Annotated in this window: 17 protein-coding genes, 1 tRNA gene and 1 riboswitch; of the genes, 7 read left to right on the forward strand and 11 right to left on the reverse strand. The window is 27.9% G+C overall.

Features of this window, described 5'->3' with window-relative positions; genetic code table 11:
* The first annotated feature begins 81 nt into the window (after positions 1-81).
* The 3 genes from BN6774_RS16420 to BN6774_RS16430 are packed head-to-tail and all read left to right on the forward strand — an operon-like array spanning position 82 to position 1,872.
* Positions 82-411, forward strand: a complete 330-nt coding sequence (locus BN6774_RS16420; RefSeq protein WP_066895721.1) for a helix-turn-helix domain-containing protein — start codon at positions 82-84, stop codon at positions 409-411.
* A gap of 17 nt (positions 412-428) precedes the next feature.
* Positions 429-737, forward strand: a complete 309-nt coding sequence (locus BN6774_RS16425) for a lectin (RefSeq protein ID WP_066895730.1) — start codon at positions 429-431, stop codon at positions 735-737.
* Positions 738-756: 19 nt separating this feature from the next.
* Positions 757-1,872: a site-specific integrase gene (locus BN6774_RS16430; protein WP_066895731.1), complete on the forward strand. Its 1,116-nt coding sequence runs from the start codon at positions 757-759 to the stop codon at positions 1,870-1,872.
* Positions 1,873-1,999: 127 nt separating this feature from the next.
* On the opposite strand, the gene BN6774_RS16435 is transcribed toward BN6774_RS16430, so the two are convergent.
* Positions 2,000-2,075: transfer RNA gene (locus BN6774_RS16435), tRNA-Trp, on the reverse strand.
* Between the two features lie 41 nt (positions 2,076-2,116).
* On the reverse strand, positions 2,117-2,992 hold the full coding sequence (locus tag BN6774_RS16440) for a metal ABC transporter substrate-binding protein (protein ID WP_066895733.1): 876 nt from the start codon (positions 2,990-2,992) through the stop codon (positions 2,117-2,119).
* A 180-nt stretch (positions 2,993-3,172) separates the two neighbouring features.
* Here BN6774_RS16440 and tsaE point away from each other — a divergent pair, with 180 nt between their 5' ends.
* From tsaE to rimI, 3 genes are read left to right on the forward strand one after another with little or no spacing between them, the layout of a single operon-like run.
* The gene (gene tsaE, locus BN6774_RS16445; RefSeq protein ID WP_066895736.1) at positions 3,173-3,634 is read left to right on the forward strand and encodes a tRNA (adenosine(37)-N6)-threonylcarbamoyltransferase complex ATPase subunit type 1 TsaE; all 462 of its coding nucleotides are present in this window, start codon (positions 3,173-3,175) and stop codon (positions 3,632-3,634) included.
* Positions 3,631-4,347, forward strand: coding sequence for a tRNA (adenosine(37)-N6)-threonylcarbamoyltransferase complex dimerization subunit type 1 TsaB (gene tsaB / locus BN6774_RS16450; RefSeq protein WP_066895738.1), 717 nt, complete (start codon positions 3,631-3,633; stop codon positions 4,345-4,347). Before tsaE ends, tsaB begins: the two co-directional genes overlap by 4 nt.
* The gene (gene rimI / locus BN6774_RS16455) at positions 4,331-4,777 is read left to right on the forward strand and encodes a ribosomal protein S18-alanine N-acetyltransferase (RefSeq protein WP_066895740.1); all 447 of its coding nucleotides are present in this window, start codon (positions 4,331-4,333) and stop codon (positions 4,775-4,777) included. Before tsaB ends, rimI begins: the two co-directional genes overlap by 17 nt.
* 22 nt (positions 4,778-4,799) lie before the next feature.
* Here the strand turns inward: rimI and BN6774_RS16460 are convergent, their stop codons facing one another.
* The 4 genes from BN6774_RS16460 to BN6774_RS16475 all read right to left on the reverse strand — a co-directional run bounded on the left by BN6774_RS16460 (position 4,800) and on the right by BN6774_RS16475 (position 10,022).
* Positions 4,800-6,176: an MATE family efflux transporter gene (locus BN6774_RS16460; RefSeq protein WP_066895742.1), complete on the reverse strand. Its 1,377-nt coding sequence runs from the start codon at positions 6,174-6,176 to the stop codon at positions 4,800-4,802.
* 13 nt (positions 6,177-6,189) lie between these two features.
* Positions 6,190-6,603, reverse strand: coding sequence for a MarR family winged helix-turn-helix transcriptional regulator (locus BN6774_RS16465; protein WP_084767080.1), 414 nt, complete (start codon positions 6,601-6,603; stop codon positions 6,190-6,192).
* 269 nt (positions 6,604-6,872) lie between these two features.
* Positions 6,873-7,475, reverse strand: coding sequence for an ECF transporter S component (locus BN6774_RS16470; RefSeq protein ID WP_066895747.1), 603 nt, complete (start codon positions 7,473-7,475; stop codon positions 6,873-6,875).
* Between the two features lie 203 nt (positions 7,476-7,678).
* A riboswitch (FMN riboswitch) is annotated at positions 7,679-7,796 on the reverse strand.
* 51 nt (positions 7,797-7,847) lie between these two features.
* The gene (locus tag BN6774_RS16475) at positions 7,848-10,022 is read right to left on the reverse strand and encodes a Tex family protein (RefSeq protein WP_066895748.1); all 2,175 of its coding nucleotides are present in this window, start codon (positions 10,020-10,022) and stop codon (positions 7,848-7,850) included.
* Positions 10,023-10,580: 558 nt separating this feature from the next.
* On the opposite strand from BN6774_RS16475, the gene BN6774_RS16485 reads away from it, so the two are divergent.
* On the forward strand, positions 10,581-11,936 hold the full coding sequence (locus tag BN6774_RS16485; protein ID WP_066895749.1) for a M28 family metallopeptidase: 1,356 nt from the start codon (positions 10,581-10,583) through the stop codon (positions 11,934-11,936).
* Positions 11,937-11,956: 20 nt separating this feature from the next.
* Here BN6774_RS16485 and prfB read toward each other — a convergent pair.
* From prfB to BN6774_RS16515, 5 genes are all read right to left on the reverse strand, one after another.
* Positions 11,957-13,058, reverse strand: a protein-coding gene (gene prfB / locus BN6774_RS16490) for a peptide chain release factor 2 (protein WP_106404284.1) whose coding sequence is annotated in 2 segments (ribosomal slippage) — positions 11,957-12,979 and positions 12,981-13,058 — 1,101 coding nt in all. Because the reading frame shifts where the segments join, the coding sequence is not laid out codon by codon here.
* A gap of 270 nt (positions 13,059-13,328) precedes the next feature.
* Positions 13,329-15,842, reverse strand: a complete 2,514-nt coding sequence (gene secA, locus BN6774_RS16495; protein ID WP_066895752.1) for a preprotein translocase subunit SecA — start codon at positions 15,840-15,842, stop codon at positions 13,329-13,331.
* 179 nt (positions 15,843-16,021) lie between these two features.
* Complete coding sequence (gene hpf, locus BN6774_RS16500) at positions 16,022-16,567, reverse strand: ribosome hibernation-promoting factor, HPF/YfiA family (RefSeq protein ID WP_066895753.1); 546 nt, start codon at positions 16,565-16,567, stop codon at positions 16,022-16,024.
* Positions 16,568-17,017: 450 nt separating this feature from the next.
* The gene (locus BN6774_RS16510; protein ID WP_066895758.1) at positions 17,018-17,662 is read right to left on the reverse strand and encodes a ComF family protein; all 645 of its coding nucleotides are present in this window, start codon (positions 17,660-17,662) and stop codon (positions 17,018-17,020) included.
* Positions 17,635-18,651 (reverse strand): hypothetical protein, encoded by a 1,017-nt coding sequence (locus BN6774_RS16515; RefSeq protein WP_066895759.1) that lies wholly within the window; start codon positions 18,649-18,651, stop codon positions 17,635-17,637. The genes BN6774_RS16510 and BN6774_RS16515 overlap by 28 nt, the downstream gene beginning before the upstream one ends.
* Positions 18,652-18,657: the final 6 nt, after the last annotated feature.

Genomic DNA, 18,657 nt, shown 5'->3' on the forward strand with positions numbered 1-18,657 from the left:
TTTCTTTATTTTTCGTTGACAGAGAACAAAAAGGTGATATAATATTCATTGAGGGCGAACATAGAAAGGTGTGTATTTATTATGGTTGGTTCTAAAATTGCAGAAATTAGGAATAAGAGAGGAATTTCCTTATCTAAACTTTCCAGAGAATCTGGTGTGAGTAAAGGGTATTTAAGTGAACTTGAAAATGGAATTAAAGAAAATCCTAACATCGAAATATTAGATAAAATCGCAAAAGCATTAGGCATTAGCGTATCTGACCTTTTCGAGCAAGACCCTATTGACGAAGAACTAGAAGATTTAGAAGAAGATATGAAACTATTATTTTCTAAAGCTAAACAATTATCCAAAGAAAATAGAAAAAAAGTGTTAAAAATGATTGAAATTTTTGAGGACGAGAATAACAACTAGATGAAGGGATTGGTTATATGGATGAAGTTATTCAAATTGGATTAAAACTAAAAATGTTAGAAGAATGTGGTGAATTACGAATAGTATATGTAGAAGACTTAGGAGCAAAAGCTCTTGTTATGACTAATACTGATAGATTTTGCATTGCTATAGATCCTTCTTTAAGCTATGAACAACAAATAAAAGAATTGTGGCATGAAGCAAAACATGTATATTCTCATTTGAATAAAGCCTATTCCGTAACTATTGCTGAAAAGGAAGCAGAAGAATTTTCTAATATTGCTGCTAAACATCCAGAAATATTATTAGGTTTACGTGGTCAATAACCTATAAGGAGGTGTTTCTGTGAAAGGAACTGTACGGAAAGAAGGTTCTTCCTGGTCTTACCTTGTATGTATAGGTAAAGACCCAACCACAGATAAATATAAATACAAAAGAAAAAGAGGATTTAGAACCAAAAAGGAATGTGAAATTGCTTTAGCACAATTAATAACGGAGTTAGATAAAGGAACAACTATAGATAATGAAAAAATGATTGTACGTGATTATTTAGATTATTGGATGGAAACCTATGTGAAGTCTAATTGCTCTCCAAATACTTATAAGAGATATAAATTATCTGTTAATGATATAAATAATTATTTGGGTAACATAAAAATTTCTAAATTAAATCCATTGGTGATAGAAAAATTTTATAAAGATGTACTTGAGGATAAAGAAATAAGCACAAATACATTATTAAAAACACATAGAACTTTCCATTTAGCTTTAAAATGTGCGCAACAATGGCAGTTATTAAATACTAATCCTTGTGATTTAGTAACTAAACCTAAAGAAGTAAAAAAAGAAATAGAATTCTGGGAACCTAGCAAAGTAAAAGAGTATTTAAAAAAACTTGAAAATCATTTTTTATATAATATAACTTATCTAGCATGTCATACTGGTATGCGTGTAGGTGAGCTATGTGGACTTAGATGGGAAAATGTAGATTTTAAAATCGGAGTAATAAAAGTAGAAGAACAACTCCAAAGAGTTGATGGGAAATTAAGATTAGTAAAACTAAAAACAACCAATGCCAAAAGGGTTATAAGCCTTTATCCATCAACTATTGAGCTACTTCGCAAATTACAAAATACAACCAAGGTAATATCTATAAATGGCTGTAAAAATGAAAAAAAAGATGATTTTGTTTTTCATTGGGAAGATGGTAGACCATTAGACCCTCATTATGTAAGTCAAAACTTTAGAGATGCCCTAGATTATTGTGGAATAAAAGAAAGAATAACATTCCATGGTACGAGACATACACACGCTACAATGTTATTAAAGGCTGGTACAAATGTAAAAGTAATATCTAAAAGGTTAGGTCATAGTAATGTTGCCTTTACAATGGATACTTATGTACACGTTAATTTAGATATGCAAAAAGAAGAAATATATAAAGCAGCAGAATTCTTATAAAAAAAATAACTTGGAAAGTATTTTAGATTACAACCAAAACACAACCAAGCTACTCAAAGTAAATAAATAATAATACAATAGGAAAGTCTTGAACCTAGCAATATCAAAGACTTTCCTATTTTCATTTTGGCAGGGGCAGTAGGAATCGAACCCACAACCAACGGTTTTGGAGACCGCTACTCTACCAATTGAGCTATACCCCTTTGTACAACAATAACTATTATATCTTATGTATACCTAAAAATCAACTATTACTTTTATTTTTTATTGCTTCAAGAATATTAGTAATATTTCTAGTTAATACACTAGCATCTTCAGGGGAGTTTAGCCCAACATATATATATTCATTTTTCATTTTATTTTTTAATTCATCTATAGTGTTATTATCCCTGTCATATAGAAAAATACTTTTTTCTAGTTCATTTTTATTAATTTTTTCTTTACCATCTATTAATTTCTCTACGGAAATTCCAATCTCTCTAAATAGATAATCAAACTTATCTGTATTAGTAACTATAGTATAGTCCTTATATGAATCTAGCTCTTCTTTTGACTTAGCTAAGAATTCATCTAAATTTTTAACTATATTATTATAATTTTCTTCATAATAATTTCTATTTTTAATATCTCTTTCTTGTAGTGCTGTTTTTATATTATATAATGCTATTTTATATTCATTAAATCCTAATAAGTAATATGGATTTTCTTCATTAACTGTTGACAGTTCTTTTGTTATTGGTCTTATACCTCTACTAGCATTAATTACACCAACATTTGAATTTTTAGAACTATCTACAATCTTATTTATCCAGGGCTCATACCCTAAGCCATTATATATAAATAAATCCATATTTAACACATTATTTATGATATTATCATTTATTTTAAATTCTCTAACTTCTTTTTCATTACTAAATAAGTACTCAACATTATGCTTATTTCCAACTAAATCCTTAGTCATGTTATAAAGTTCCTTATTTACTACTAATATATTTAAATATACTTCTTTTTCTTCATCAAATTCATCTGTTGGATTAGCCATTAACGGATTATAAGAAAAGGTTAATCCTAAAAATAAAATAGAAGTAAAAATAACTAAAGCATATGTTAACTTCTTCATAATAATTTCCTCCAAGGAATATAATTCTTTACTACCTTCATAATATCTTATCACTTATAAAAAAGAATTACAAATATATTACAACTTAAAATATATGTATATATATTTTTTAACTTTCTTTTTTTATTCATTTTGGATAGAATATATATTATTATATAGTATTTAGAAAGGAGATTCCATATGCATTTTTATGTTAAAGATATAGAAGAAACTACCGAATTAGGAGTTTCTATAGGTAAGCTACTGAATTCTGGTGATATAGTTTGTTTAACTGGAGATTTAGGAACTGGGAAAACTCACATAACAAAAGGAATTGCAAGAGGTTTAGAAATAGATGAACATATAACAAGTCCAACATTTACAATAGTTAATGAATATGATTCAGGAAGACTTAAACTATACCATTTTGATGTTTACAGAGTTAGTGATCCTGATGAAATTTACGCTATTGGTTTTGATGATTATATATTTTCAAATGGTGTATCTGTTATTGAATGGGCTAATTATATTGAAGAAATTTTACCAAATGAGTATTTACATATTTTAATAGAGAAAGATTTATCAAGAGGTGAAAATTTTAGAAAAATTACTATTACTCCTTATGGAGAAAGATATAATTATATAAAGGAGTTAAGCTTATGATAGTTTTAAGTATTGATTCAGCATCTAAAGTAGCTACTGCTGCTCTTTTAGATGAAAATAACTTAATTGCAGAATATACTATTAATAATAAATTAGAACATTCCACATTAATTATGGATATTGTTGATAAACTACTAAAGGATTCGAATTTAGATATTGATGATGTAGATGGCTTTGTAGTTTCAAAAGGCCCTGGTTCCTTTACAGGATTAAGAATAGGAATGGCTACTATAAAAGGACTAAGCTTAGGTGCAAACAAGCCTTACATTAGTATTTCTAGTTTAGATTCTCTTGCATACTCTCTTGTTAACTTTGATGGCATTATATGCCCAATTATGGATGCATTGAGAAGTAGCGTTTATACTTGCCTTTATAAGGGTAATAATGGAAACTTAGAAAAATTAATTGATTATTCAGCTTTAGAATTAGATGAATTAATTGATATCTTAAAAGAAAAAGGAGAAACAGTTATTTTTACTGGAGATGCTGTAAATAAACATAAGGATTATTTATTAAAAAATTTCCCCAACGCATTATTTGCACCAAATCATCTTAGTGTTATAAGAGCTTCTTCTTTAGGAGAGTTAGGTGTTAAAATGCTATTAAACAATGAACAAGACGATTTAAATTCATCTCCTTTTTATTTAAAAAAGCCACAGGCTCAAAGAGAATTAGAAAAAAGGTTAGCACTAAAAAATGAAAATAACTTATAATTTAATGACAGATAAAGATATTAATGGAATTTTTAATATATCAAAATCTTGCTTTTCAATTCCTTGGAGTATAGACTCAATAAAAAGTGAATTAAATAATCCTTTAGCAAAGTATATAGTAGCTCGAGATGAAGATCTAAATTTAGTAGTTGGCTTTGTTGGAGTTTGGATAGTTATAGGTGAAGGAAGTATAACTAATATAGCTGTTAGTTCAGATTATAGAGGAAAAAGTATAGGTAATAAACTATTAGAATCATTAATCAATCTTTGTGATGATTTAAGCTGTACATTAATTAATTTAGAAGTAAGAGCTTCAAATTATACGGCTCAAAACCTTTATAAAAAACATGGTTTTATAATAGATGGAATCAGAAAAGGCTATTATGAAGATAATAAAGAAGATGCAATATTAATGAGTAAAAAATTATAAGGGGATGTTTTAAACATCCCCTTTAATTTGCTTTCTTTAACTTAATTTCTTCTACTTTTTCTTTATGTTTGATACTTCTTATAAGTATTACTGCAGTTATAGTTGAAGAGATTAAATCACTTAATGGTTGTGCTATCCACACTCCATTTAATCCTAGACCAAATACTCTTGGTAAGATTATTATAAATGGAACTAATAATATTACTTGTCTTAGTAAACTTAAAAACATAGCTATTTTTGCTTCACCAATAGATTGAATATAGTTAGAACCTGTAACGGATATTCCTACTATAGGTAGCATTAATAGATAAATTCTTAATCCCTTAACTGATATATCCATGAACTTAGGATCCTTATTAAATATTCCTATTATAGCTTCTGGGAATGTTTGAACTAATATAAATGCTACTACTAGTATTATTGTTGCAACTAAAAGAGATAGCTTATATGCTTCATGAGCTCTTTTTTCTTGTTTTGCACCATAGTTAAATCCTATAATAGGCTGTGCTCCTTGGTTTATTCCAAATATAGGCATTAAACACATAAGACTTACAGAAGATATAGTTGCCATTGCACCAATAGCAATATCAGTTCCATAAGTTCTTAAAACATTATTAGCAATAACCTGAACTAAACTAGCTGCAATTTGCATAGCAAAAGGAGCCGCCCCTATGGATAATATTTGTACTGTTATCTTTCTATTTAATTTCAAACTAGATTTTAAAAACTTTAAGTTTGATTTTCCGCTTACATAATATCTTATTCCTATAAAAGCAGTAATGAATTGGGATATTATTGTTGCAATTGCAGCTCCTTGTATTCCCATATTAAATACAAATATTAAAACTGCATCTAATACAATATTAGTTAAACAACCAATAACCATTATTATAGCAGCTAACTTTGGATTTCCATCTCCTCTTATAGTGTTGTTTAATGTAAATGCTACTACATTAAATACTGTACCTATAAGTATTATATATATGTATGCTTTTGCATAGTATAAAGTACTTTCACTTGCACCAAATTTAGTTAATATAAAATTTCCAAAAACTAATCCTATTACTGTTAAGATTAATGCAATAATTATTGATAATGTTATTGCATTACCTATAACTTTCTCTGCTTCTTCCTTTTTACCCTGGCCAAGCCTAATAGAAATAGTAGTAGTAGCTCCTACTCCTACTAACATACAAAATCCAAGGATAATTGTTGTAATAGGTAGTGTTACTCCTACTCCAGTTATAGCTAGTGATCCTACCCCTGGAATATTACCTATAAAAATTCTATCTACTACATTATATAAAGCATTAACTACCATACCTATTATAGCTGGTATTGAATATTTCAATAATAATTTGCTTATCTTTTCCTTAGCTAATAATTCTTGTGTATTCATTAAATCACACTCCTTATATACATTTTTTCAATAACTTCAACATTAGTTCTCTTTCTTCTATAGTTAACTTATTTGTTATGTTACTTTCCCATTTTATTGCTACTTCATATATAGCCTCTTTATTTCTTAAAGCTTTATCCGTTAAAAATATTCTATAGGCTCTCTTATCATTTTCATCATGAATCTTATTAATAAATCCTTCGGTCTCTAATTTTTTTATGGCCCTTGCAGTTGTACCCTTATCAATATTTAAGCTTAAAGATAAATCCTCTTGTCTAACTCCATCTTTTTTATATAATTCCATTAAATAATTAAATTGCCCATATCCTAAACTTAAATCTGCTAATTCTTTCAAAAAAAATATATTACCTTTTCTTTGAATTTCAGAAATATATCTTGCTATATTTTCACATTTATTTTCTTCCATTATACTCTCCCAAATAAGATATACTAATATAGTTGCATTTGCAACTATATTAGTATATCTTATTCTTACCTAACTTACAACATAAAAAACCATTAATATAATATCTGGGTTAAGCCTCAAGCTTAAAGTCGCATTCTTATAATATTTTAATACTTTAAAACCGAAGGGTAAAAATTATAAAATGTCCTTAATAATTGGATAATCTTTATAAATTCCTATGTATAAAAAATAGATAGGAATTTAAATTCCTATCTATCTTATATCTATACTTAAATTGATTTTAATTTTCTTTTTTCTACTCTATCAAAATTGGAATCTACTTTGAAAATTGCTAATGAAACCTTCTTATATAAAACATAAGTTAAACTACATACCATTATAGCTTTTATTCCGTTAAAAGGTACTAACCCTATAGTTACATAGTTAATAATTTCATCTGTAGCCATTTTCATTCCATATGCAGGTACTAAGAAATATACATTAGCTATAATTCCTACAATTTCAATACATAATGTCCCTAACAACATTCCAAGTAAAGCTGTTTTCTTACTTTTATTTCTATGATAAACCCATGCTGCTGGAGCAACTAAAGAAATTCCTACTATAAAATTGGCAATTTCTCCAACAAAACCTGTTCCAGTTCCTTTCACAATTAATATCAATAAATTCTTTAATAATTCTATTACTACTCCTGCCATTGGTCCAAAAGCAAATGCTCCCATAAGTGCTGGTATATCACTTAAATCAATTTTAAGCCATGGAAATGGTAAGAAAGGTATTGGAAAATCAAAATACATAAGTACTACAGCTATAGCACCTAAAAGTGAAATTTTAATAAATTTGTTTAGATTTTTGTTTTGTTGATTATTCATTTTATATCTCCTCCCAAAAGATATCCTCTGGGGCATGGGTTAGTGCTTACAATTGATATTTATTTAACAAAAAATATTTCATTTTTATTTATTTGTACCTTTTTTATAATAAAAAAACCTGATGTAATTTTTTTACATCAGGGTACAAAGTCATAGGAAATAAGATTTGCCAATTAAACTTACATAATAAGCAATATCTAACACCTTACCTTCTTTCATCCAGACTATACTGTCGGCCTCGGAGTTTCACCGAATCATGCTAAAACTTAGCGCGCGGGCTATACCGCCGGTGGGGAATTACGCCCCGCCCTGAAGATAATTTTATTTACACTTTTATTATATTCCTCTTTGTAATCTTTGACAAGATTTTTTTTAACAATCTTCTTCTTTTATTCCCTTCATAGATAAAGAAATTCTATGTCTTTTAGGATCTACTTCTAAAATTTTAACTTTTACTATATCTCCAACCTTAACTATATCTAACGGATGCTTTACAAATCTATCAGCCATTTGGCTTTTATGGACTAAACCATCTTGATGGACACCTATGTCTACAAAAGCTCCAAAGTCTGATACATTTCTTACAGTTCCCATAAGAATCATACCTTCACTTAAATCTTTAAGATCTATTACACCAGTTTTTAAAATTGGTTTTGGCATTTCTTCTCTTATATCTCTTCCTGGTTTTTTAAGTTCTTTAATAATATCTTCTAAAGTAAGTTCACCAACTTCTAATTCATTAGCTATATTTTTTATTCCTTTTTCCTTTACTCTTTCATCTATATCACTAAGATTATTTTCTTTTAAATCATTATTACTATATCCAAGTAAAGTTATTAAATTTCTAGCTACTTCATAGGATTCTGGATGAACTGAAGTATTATCTAAAGGTTCCTTACTTTCCATAACTCTTAAAAATCCTGCACATTGCTCATATGCCTTTTGTCCAAGTCTCTTAACTTTTAAAAGCTCTTTTCTAGTTTTAAATCCACCAACCTCATCTCTATAAAGAACTATATTATTAGCAATGCTTGCATTTATTCCTGCAATATAAGTAAGTAATGATGGTGTAGCAGTATTCAAATCAACCCCTACCTTATTAACGGAATCTTCAACTACTCCTGTTAATGATTCATCTAATCTTTTAGGAGTAACATCATGTTGATATTGACCTACTCCTAGTGCTTTTGGATCTATCTTAACTAATTCTGCCATTGGATCTTGTAACCTTCTACCTATTGATATAGCCCCTCTAACTGTAACATCTAAATCTGGATATTCTTTAGTTGCAAGCTCAGAGGCGGAATAAACAGATGCCCCTGCTTCTGATACTATTACATAAGCTACTTCTTTTCCATTTTCTTTTTTTATTTCTGAAATTACTTCTGAAATTACTTCTTCGGATTCTCTCGATGCAGTTCCATTTCCTAAAGAAATAACTTCAACATTATGTTTATTAATTAATCTTTTTAACACTTCTTTAGTTTCTTTAATTTTATTTTGAGGAGCAGTTGGATATACAGTAGTATTTTCCAAAAATCTTCCTGTGCTATCTAATATAGCTACTTTACATCCTGTTCTAAATCCAGGATCATATCCCATAACAACCTTCCCCTTAATAGGTGGCTGCATCAATAGTGACTTTAGGTTTTCCTTAAATATTTTTATTGCTCCTTCTTCGCCTTTATCTGTTAGTTCATTTCTAACTTCTCTTTCTATAGATGGATAAATTAGTCTCTTTAAAGAATCTTTAATGGCAATTTTTAAATATTCATCTGTTATATTATTTTTCTTTAATATTTCATTTTCTAAATAGCTAATAATTTTTTCTTCATTTACAACTATTTTTACACTTAAAACTTTTTCTTTTTCCCCTCTATTTATAGCTAAAATTCTATGTGGTGGTATCTTTGAGACTTCTTCACTATATTCATAGTACATTTCGAAAGGAGTATGTTCTTCACTTTGCCCCTTTGATTCAATTTTACCTTCTCTAAATACTAAATTTCTTATCCACTTTCTATATTTAGCTTCATCTGATATTTCTTCTGCTATTATATCTAAGGCTCCATTTAAAGCATCCTCTTCTGAATTTACAGATTTATCTTCATTAATGTATTTTAAAGCTTCTTTTTTTAAATCATCCTTAAAGTCTCCAGATAATAAAACTTCCGCTAAAGGTTTTAATCCCTTTTCTAAGGCTATCGTCGCCCTAGTCCTTTTCTTTTGTTTATATGGTCTATAAATATCTTCAACTTCAGTCAAAGTCATCGCTTTTTCTAAAGACTTTTGAATTTCTTCAGTTAGTTTTCCTTGTTCCTCTATAAGTCTCAATACATCTTCTTTTCTTTCTTTTAAGTTTCTAAGATAAATTAATCTCTCTTGAAATTTTCTTAAAACCTCATCACTTAATGCTCCTGTTTGCTCCTTTCTATATCTTGAAATAAAAGGAACAGTATTTCCATCATCAAGTAATGAAATAACGTTATTTACTTGAGTTAAACTTATATTTAGTTCCCCCGCTAGTCTACCTACTATATCAACCATAAACTTCCTCCTAATGAAATTTTACATAATAATATTATTATAATACAATTTACTATTTTTATAAAATTATCGACTTGATATTATGTAAAATTAAGTATATAATTATAATTGTAAAAAATTTACAATTAGGTGATGATATGAATAAATTTTCAATGTTTATAAATAAAATAATCAATATACTTCTTGTTTTTTTCATTGTTTTTATTATATTGAATCAATATTATATTATTGATTTCTCCAATACCTTAAAATATGTTTTATATTTTTTAACACTTATTTTAATATTAATTTCCTCTACTAAAGAAATAATATTAGGTAAATCTGGACTATCTAAATTTATAAACTGTATAATATTATTCAGTTTTATCGTTGGTGGAGTTTTTTCAATAATTACTAATCAGATAAATATTTTCATTTATATCTGTATATTATTTTCTTTAATTCATGGATTTATAGATCTTATTTATAAAAGAGCTTAAATTATTTTAAATTTATATTTGTTATATTTCAAAGCCTTGATTAATAGTATTAAATATAACTATTTTTCGAGGTATTTTTATGAAAAAAAAATTAATTTATTATGTCTCTTTATTAACTACAATAATACTATTATCTTTATCAATATTTTCTAATTTTACATATTCACCTTTTAATGCTGATAATGTAAAGGAAAGCATAGCTATCTTATCTTCTAGTACCTATGGAGGTAGGCTAGCTGGAAGTAAGGAAAATTCTTTAGTAGAAGAATTAATTAGAATTAACTTCCAAAACAATAAACTAACTCCACTTAATGATGACTATAAGGAAAGCTATAATGTTATATCTCCAGTTAATAATAATAGTGTTCCTTACTTAAAAATATCTTATGATGATGGATTCGAAGAAAACTTAAATTATGGTGTTGATTTTAAGGAAGATATGATAAACTTTAAAAATACTAATTTAACCTTCTCAAAGGAAGATAAAATAAACTTATTTTCAAACTATATAGAAGCTACTACATCTCAAGGCAATTGCTTATTTTATTTGTCTCCTGATGATACTTTTTCATTTAGAAGTTCATTTATAAGTAGCTTTCCATATGATATGATGATTCTCTTAAACAAAAATTCTTATAATAAGATTTTAGATTCTTTAAGAGAAGGAGCTTCTATTTCAGTTAACATTCCATTTTCATCTGAAGAAAAAGAAATTTCTAATGTTGTTGGGGTTATTAAAGGTACCTCTAATACTCTTCCTCCATTAGTTCTGACAGCTCATTTTGATCATTTAGGAAAAGATGCCCTTAAAAACCTCTATGGTGGAGCTTTAGATAATGCATCTGGAACTTCATTTTTATTAGAACTTCAACGATCTTTATCTACTTATGGTAAGCCAAAAAGAGATATTATTTTTGTTGCTTTAAATGCTGAAGAATTTGGACTTTTAGGTTCTAAAGCCTTTGCGGAAAAAAATATAGATAAGTTAAAAGGCGCTGAGGTTATTAATTTTGATATGATAGGAAGTAAAGATTTTCCGCTTACTTTAATGCTAGGAACAACCTATAAAGATAAAGATTCTAAGCTACTTAAATCAATTGAAAAAATAGCTAAATCTAATAATGTAGAAACTGTTGTAAAATATGAAAATTCTAGTGATCATGCAAGCTTTAATGATCTAGGAATTGATTCCTTAAGCTTTTGTCATGCTGATGTAAGTAAAATTCATACGCCTAATGATAAAGTTGAATATATTGATCTTAATTCTATTAACAGTGCTTATAGCGTTATAGAAGATAAAATATTTGAATCCTCCTACAACTTAATAACAAAGTTCTTCTATGGAAAATTATCTATATTAATATTTTCTATATTATTTGGATTTTTAGTGTCAGCACCGTTTATAAATTATTTTAAAAAGAAAAGAATAGAATAAGATTGCTAAGCAATCTTATTCTATTCTTTCTTTCTTAAATATGCTGTTATAAAATTATCTATTTCTCCATTCATAACTGCATTTAAGTTTGATGTTTCTTCACCAGTTCTGTGATCCTTAACCATATTATAAGGATGGAATACATAAGATCTTATTTGGCTTCCCCATCCCATATCCTTTAACTCTCCAGTTAAATCCTCTATTTTCTCTTTATGGGCTCTTTCCTTTAAATCTATAAGCTTAGATTTAAGCATAGACATAGCAGTATCCCTATTTGAAAATTGACTTCTTTCACTTTGGCATTGAACTACAATTCCAGTTGGAATATGTGTTATCCTTATAGCAGACTCTGTTTTATTGACATGTTGCCCACCAGCTCCACTTGCCCTATAAGTATCTACTTTTAAATCTTCACTTCTTATTTCAATATCTTGATCCTTTGTAAGTTCAGGTAAAACTTCCACAGATGCAAAAGACGTTTGTCTTTTGCCATTAGCGTTAAAAGGAGATATTCTTACTAATCTATGAACTCCCTTTTCAGCCTTTAAATACCCATAAGCAAACTCTCCCTTAACTTTTAAGGTAACACTTTTTATTCCTGCTTCATCACCTTCAAGATAATCTAAAGTTTCTATAGAAAAGCCCTTCTTTTCAGACCATCTAGTATACATTCTAAGTAACATTTCAGTCCAATCATTAGCATCACTGCCACCAACACCTGCATGTAGTGTTAAAATAGCATCATTCCTATCATATTCACCAGATAATAAAAGTTCTATTCTATATTCCTCTACATCTTTTTCTATTGATCTAATTTCCTTAATAACCTCATTAATTGAATCATTATCATCTTCTTCAACTAAATCAGATAGTATCTCTACATCTTCAACCCTATTAACTAAGTTATCAAATCTATCTATCTTATCTTTTATTCTTTTACTTTCCTTAGTAACTTCTTCTGCCCTCTTTACATCATCCCAAAAGCCTGACTCTTGCATTTGAAGCTCTAATTCTTGAAGTTGTTTTTCTAAAGCTTCTTTGTCAAAGAGAAGCCCTCATTTCTTCTATAAATTTTTTAATATCTGTAAGCTTAGCTAATTCTGCTTCTAGCTTAATTATCATAACATCACACCTTTACAATTGATAGTTGATAATGCATAATTAATAATTTTAGATGAAATTCAGTAAACTGAATTTCTTTAATTACATTTTATTTTAATTATTAATTTCACATTCATAAATAGAGGCTGCCTCACTAAGAAATTTATATACAATATATTTTTTAATAATTACATAATATACTGCGATATTTCTTTTTAATAAGACAGCCCCTTAAATTACTTCTTTAATTCTTCATTATTCATTCTTAATTTTTAATTGTGCGATAGCACCCTATGCTTCTCTTCCACAACAATTTTTATATTTTTTTCCACTTCCACATGGGCATGCATCGTTTCTGCCAACTTTATTTTCATTCCTAACTGGTTGTTTTTTAGAATCTCCATCTTCTCCACCATGGCTTGCAGTAGTTTCTTCGGCTACTCTTTCTCTTTCAACAGGTTTTTGAATTTGGATATGATATAGGAACTTAACTGTATCTACTTTTATTCCCTCGATCATTTCTTCAAACATAGCACTACCTTCCATTTGGTATGCTTGTATTGGATCCATTTGCTTATAAGCTCTAAGACCTATACCTTGCTTTAAGTGGTCCATATTATCAATATGATCCATCCACTTTTGGTCAACTACTCTTAGAAGAATAACTCTTTCTATTTCTCTAAAATGTTCTTCACCAAACTCTTCTTCTTTTTCATGATAAATTTTCATTAATATATCTAATAACTTTTCTGTAATTTCATCATTAGATAAATCTATTAAATTTTCTACCTTAACTGCTTTGCTTGGTAAACATATATCTTCTAAATACTGAATTAATCTTTCTATTTCTTTTTCAAGACTATCTGTAACATTATCTAAATGAGCTTTTACAGCATCAGAAACTAATTCCTTAACCATTCCTTGAATTTGCTCTTTTAAGTCTTTTCCTTCAAGCACTTCAGATCTTTGCTTATAAATAACCTCTCTTTGCATATTCATAACATCATCATAACCTATAAGGTTCTTTCTGATATCAAAATTATTACCTTCAACCTTCTTTTGAGCATTTTCAAGTGCTTTGCTTACCATCTTGTGATCAATAGCTTCATCTTCCTCTAAGCCTAATTTATCCATTAAACCTTGAATCTTTTCTGATCCAAATATTCTCATTAAATCATCTTCAAGTGAAATATAGAATACTGATTCACCAGGGTCTCCTTGACGACCAGATCTACCTCTTAATTGGTTATCTATTCTTCTTGACTCATGTCTTTCTGTACCTATTATCTTTAAGCCACCAACTTCTTTAACACCTTCACCTAACTTAATATCTGTACCTCTACCAGCCATATTAGTCGCTATTGTTACGCTTCCTAATTCTCCTGCATGAGATATAATTTCTGCTTCTTGTTCATGGTATTTAGCATTTAGTACTTGATGTTTAATACCTCTCTTCTTTAATAAAGCAGATAGATATTCAGATTTTTCTATGCTTACGGTTCCTACTAAAACTGGTTGACCTTTTTTATTACATTCAATTATATCTTCTATAATTGAATTATATTTCCCCTTAGTATTTTTATAAATTAAATCACTTTTATCTATTCTTGCCACTGATCTATTAGTAGGTACAACTATAACGTCTAAAGCATAAATTTCTCTAAATTCATTTTCTTCTGTTAAAGCAGTACCAGTCATACCAGATAATTTATTATACATTCTAAAGTAATTCTGGAATGTGATTGTAGCTAAAGTCTTAGATTCTCTTTCAATCTTTACTCCTTCTTTAGCTTCTATTGCTTGGTGAAGACCATCTGAATATCTTCTTCCTTCCATAAGTCTACCCGTAAATTCGTCAACTATAATTACTTGACCATCTTTAACCATGTAGTCCTTATCTCTTTTCATTCCATAGTTAGCCTTTAAAGCTTGAGTTATATAGTGTTGTAACTCTAAATGTTCTGCATCAGCATAGTTATCTATTCCAAAAGCTTTTTCAGCCTTAGAAACTCCTGAATCAGTTAACATAACAGAGTTAGCTTTTTCATCTATAGTATAATCTGTATCAGCTAATAATTGTTTTACAAAATTATCTGCAACATTATAGAATTTAGTTGATTTTTCTCCAGCACCTGAGATTATAAGTGGTGTTCTAGCTTCGTCTATAAGAATAGAGTCAACTTCGTCTACAACAGCAAAGTTTAATTTTCTTTGAACTCTTTCTTCCTTATAAATTACCATATTATCTCTTAAGTAATCAAAACCGAATTCATTATTTGTTCCATAAGTTATATCTGCTCCATAAGCAGCTCTTCTTTGTTCAGAGTTTAGTCCATGAACTATACATCCTGTAGTTAGGCCAAGGAAATGATATAATTGTCCCATCCACTCAATATCTCTTTGTGCTAAGTAATCATTTACTGTTACTAAGTGAACTCCTTCTCCAGTTAAGGCATTTAAATATAATGGAAGTGTAGCAACAAGAGTTTTACCTTCACCGGTTTTCATTTCTGCTATTCTTCCTTGATGTAGAACCATACCTCCTATAAGTTGAACTCTATAATGCTTCATTCCTAAAGTTCTCCATGCAGCTTCTCTACATACCGCAAAAGCTTCTGGTAATATATCATCTAAGGTTTCCCCATTTTTAAGTCTAGATTTAAATTCATCAGTTTTAGCCTTTAGTTCTTCATCTGATAATTTTTGCATTGATTCATCTAAAGCTTCTATTTTATCTGCAATCTTTTCTAACTTCTTAACTTCTCTTTCACTATAAGACCCAAATATCTTTTCCAAAAATCCCATAATAATTTTCCTTCCACATATATATTTTAGTTATTTATAGGTTATCGAATTTCATTAATAAATTATACCATTTTACTAACAATTAATTCAACAAATATGTTATTTTTTAATAAATTTATAACTAAAAAGGAAGTGTTTAAGCACTTCCTTCTTATATTTTACTATTTACATTTTATTTATTAGATATAATCTGGTTCTAAAAGACCATAATCTCCATCTTTTCTCTTATATAGAACACTAATTTTATTTTCTTCAAAGTCCTGGAATACAAAAAAGTTATGTCCTATTAACTCCATTTGAAGTATAGCTTCTTCTACTGACATAGGCTTAATACCAAATTTTTTAATTTTTACAACTTTTCCATTTTCCTCTTCTATTTTATCATCTTCATCTTCAAAGGCAACTTCATCTAATTGAGAGAATCTTAGAGATTCATGATTTTTTCTAGATAACTTTGTTTTTTGTTTTCTAATTTGCCTTTCTAGCTTGTTAACTACTAAATCAATTGACTTATACATATCATCTGTAGCTTCTTCAGCTCTAAGTATAACACCATTAAAAGGTATTGTAATTTCAATTTTTTGTTTACTTTTTTGTACTGACAAAGTAGCCTTAGCTTCTACATCTGGGTTAAAGTACCTCTTAACTTTAGACAACTTCTTTTCTATCATATCCTTTAATGCTGGTGTAACTGTAGTATTTTTTGCTATTACTGAAACTCTCATAAAAGTTCATCCCCTCTCTATAAGCTTAAAAGCTTAATCTGTAGAATTATTTTGTTTTTGTTATGTATACATTATACCATTAAGTAATCGTTTTTATCAAGGCTTATATATTATTTATCAGAAAATTCACTCTTTAATTATTCCATAAATACAAGAATATATACTATATTTATAATTCATGCTAATCTTTTAAAAATAAAAAAAAGAGCCATTAGTCTTACTAATAGCTACTATTTTGTAAAAATAGCTGACCTGGACTTTGACCCCACACTCGCCTACTGGAGCTTTTGCTACTAGGACTTAACCCCTCACTACTAACCCTCTCAATTTCTTGGTAGGACTTACTTCTACACCGCACCATGCTCATTAGGAATTTTTCCAAACTTACGTGGATCGTTTTGCCTGCGACTGGCATCGACTTTCATCCACAGACCTATCTTTACTCTATTATTATATATAACTTTTAGCAACTGTCAATATTTTTATGGATGATGCTCCACTTTTTTTCAGCAATTTTTCACATTCATATAATGTGGCACCCGTTGTAATAACATCATCAATAAGTAACAAATGTTTATTTTTAATATTTTTTTCACTTTTTAAAGCAAATGCATCCTTAATATTTTTATATCTATCTTCTTTTGATAAAAGCTTTTGTTCTTTTGTATTTTTAACCTTTATTATATCTTTATATAAATTTACTCTTAATTTTTTACTTATTTCTTTAGCCAAATATTCACATTGGTTAAATCCTCTTTCCTTTAAAGCTTTTTTGCTACTTGGAATAAAAACTATAGCATCTATCTTTATATTCTTTTTATCAATTAATTCATATAAAAATTCCACTAACACATTTCCCGCTATAAAGTTTTTCTTATATTTAAATTCTAGTACTAATTTTTTTAACACACCACTATAATACCCATAAGAAAGAATTTCGTCATCATCTTTTACTCTTTGTATCTTTCCTTCACATATTGGACATATACCAGCAAACTCATTTTCACAAATAATACAAGTATTTTTAGGCGGGTAAATTATATCTAAGATTTCATCTTTTAAGGTTATTAGTAATTCAATAATCCTTTTTCCCATATATTTTTATTATAACTCCTTGCTATATCCTTTGATAAATCCATATCTCTTGAAATATCTTTCCCAACTAAAAGTACTTCACCTAGGTTTTTTGTAGCTTTTCCTACATCTGCACAGAAATAGATTATTTTTTTATAATTATAGAAACTTTCATCGGCAAATAATGCTACTATATCAATATTATCTTCACCCTTTGTATATTCTCTTATATTATTAGTAATTACAAATGCACTTTTATTCTTTACTTTGTAAATGTAGTCTATTTGCTTAATAGATTCTTTTTTTAAATATTTTATTATTTTTGTATCCTTTATTTTCAAATCATTTGTATAGTAGTTATATACTTTATTTATTTTTTCTTCAGTGGGAACATAAATAATTACCTTTTTATTATTACTTTTAAACCACATTAGATAATCGTAAAGAGTATAGGGCATATCTTCATCTAATTTTACTCTTGTTGTTATTATTCTTGGTTCAACAAAAACTTTAGTTCTAATTAAGTCTGAAATTTCAAAAGACATTCCCATATTAATTATTTTTTCTATTCCATAAGATATAATCCTCTTAGAATAAACGTATATATACTCAATACATTCTCTTAACTCTTCCTTTGAAAATATTGAATAATTACTTATATCATCAATTATACAAAGATCATAATACTCTTTTATACTCTTTATATTTTTAAAATTAATAAAAACTAAATTTTCACTACCTTCTTTATCTTCAATATATGAATATTTAAAATTTAATTCATCTTTTTTAAGAGCTTCTAATATTTCTCTATTATAGTTTTCTCCATTCCATATATACAAAATTTTTTTATTTTCTTTTAATAGTAATTTTATTATATTTGTAAAAATTAATGTTGTATTATATGGATTAGTTATGACACTTAATATTTTTGACTGCTTGTTATACCACTTGTTTATTTTAGACGTACAATTATTAAACTCTTTTAGGTTTATTAATTTATTATCTAACATTAAAAT

Origin of the sequence: Clostridium nigeriense, from assembly GCF_900086595.1 — a bacterium.
In the GTDB taxonomy this organism is placed as follows: domain Bacteria; phylum Bacillota; class Clostridia; order Clostridiales; family Clostridiaceae; genus Clostridium; species Clostridium nigeriense.

What these genes read in the sequence shown, in the direction of transcription:
- BN6774_RS16420 (WP_066895721.1), top strand. Translation starts at nt 82, where the DNA reads ATGGTTGGTTCTAAAATTGCAGAAATTAGGAATAAGAGAGGAATTTCC.
- BN6774_RS16425 (WP_066895730.1), top strand. Translation starts at nt 429, where the DNA reads ATGGATGAAGTTATTCAAATTGGATTAAAACTAAAAATGTTAGAAGAA.
- BN6774_RS16440 (WP_066895733.1), bottom strand. Translation starts at nt 2,992, where the DNA reads ATGAAGAAGTTAACATATGCTTTAGTTATTTTTACTTCTATTTTATTT.
- tsaE (WP_066895736.1), top strand. Translation starts at nt 3,173, where the DNA reads ATGCATTTTTATGTTAAAGATATAGAAGAAACTACCGAATTAGGAGTT.
- tsaB (WP_066895738.1), top strand. Translation starts at nt 3,631, where the DNA reads ATGATAGTTTTAAGTATTGATTCAGCATCTAAAGTAGCTACTGCTGCT.
- rimI (WP_066895740.1), top strand. Translation starts at nt 4,331, where the DNA reads ATGAAAATAACTTATAATTTAATGACAGATAAAGATATTAATGGAATT.
- BN6774_RS16460 (WP_066895742.1), bottom strand. Translation starts at nt 6,176, where the DNA reads ATGAATACACAAGAATTATTAGCTAAGGAAAAGATAAGCAAATTATTA.
- BN6774_RS16465 (WP_084767080.1), bottom strand. Translation starts at nt 6,603, where the DNA reads ATGGAAGAAAATAAATGTGAAAATATAGCAAGATATATTTCTGAAATT.
- BN6774_RS16470 (WP_066895747.1), bottom strand. Translation starts at nt 7,475, where the DNA reads ATGAATAATCAACAAAACAAAAATCTAAACAAATTTATTAAAATTTCA.
- BN6774_RS16475 (WP_066895748.1), bottom strand. Translation starts at nt 10,022, where the DNA reads ATGGTTGATATAGTAGGTAGACTAGCGGGGGAACTAAATATAAGTTTA.
- BN6774_RS16485 (WP_066895749.1), top strand. Translation starts at nt 10,581, where the DNA reads ATGAAAAAAAAATTAATTTATTATGTCTCTTTATTAACTACAATAATA.
- secA (WP_066895752.1), bottom strand. Translation starts at nt 15,842, where the DNA reads ATGGGATTTTTGGAAAAGATATTTGGGTCTTATAGTGAAAGAGAAGTT.
- hpf (WP_066895753.1), bottom strand. Translation starts at nt 16,567, where the DNA reads ATGAGAGTTTCAGTAATAGCAAAAAATACTACAGTTACACCAGCATTA.
- BN6774_RS16510 (WP_066895758.1), bottom strand. Translation starts at nt 17,662, where the DNA reads ATGGGAAAAAGGATTATTGAATTACTAATAACCTTAAAAGATGAAATC.
- BN6774_RS16515 (WP_066895759.1), bottom strand. Translation starts at nt 18,651, where the DNA reads ATGTTAGATAATAAATTAATAAACCTAAAAGAGTTTAATAATTGTACG.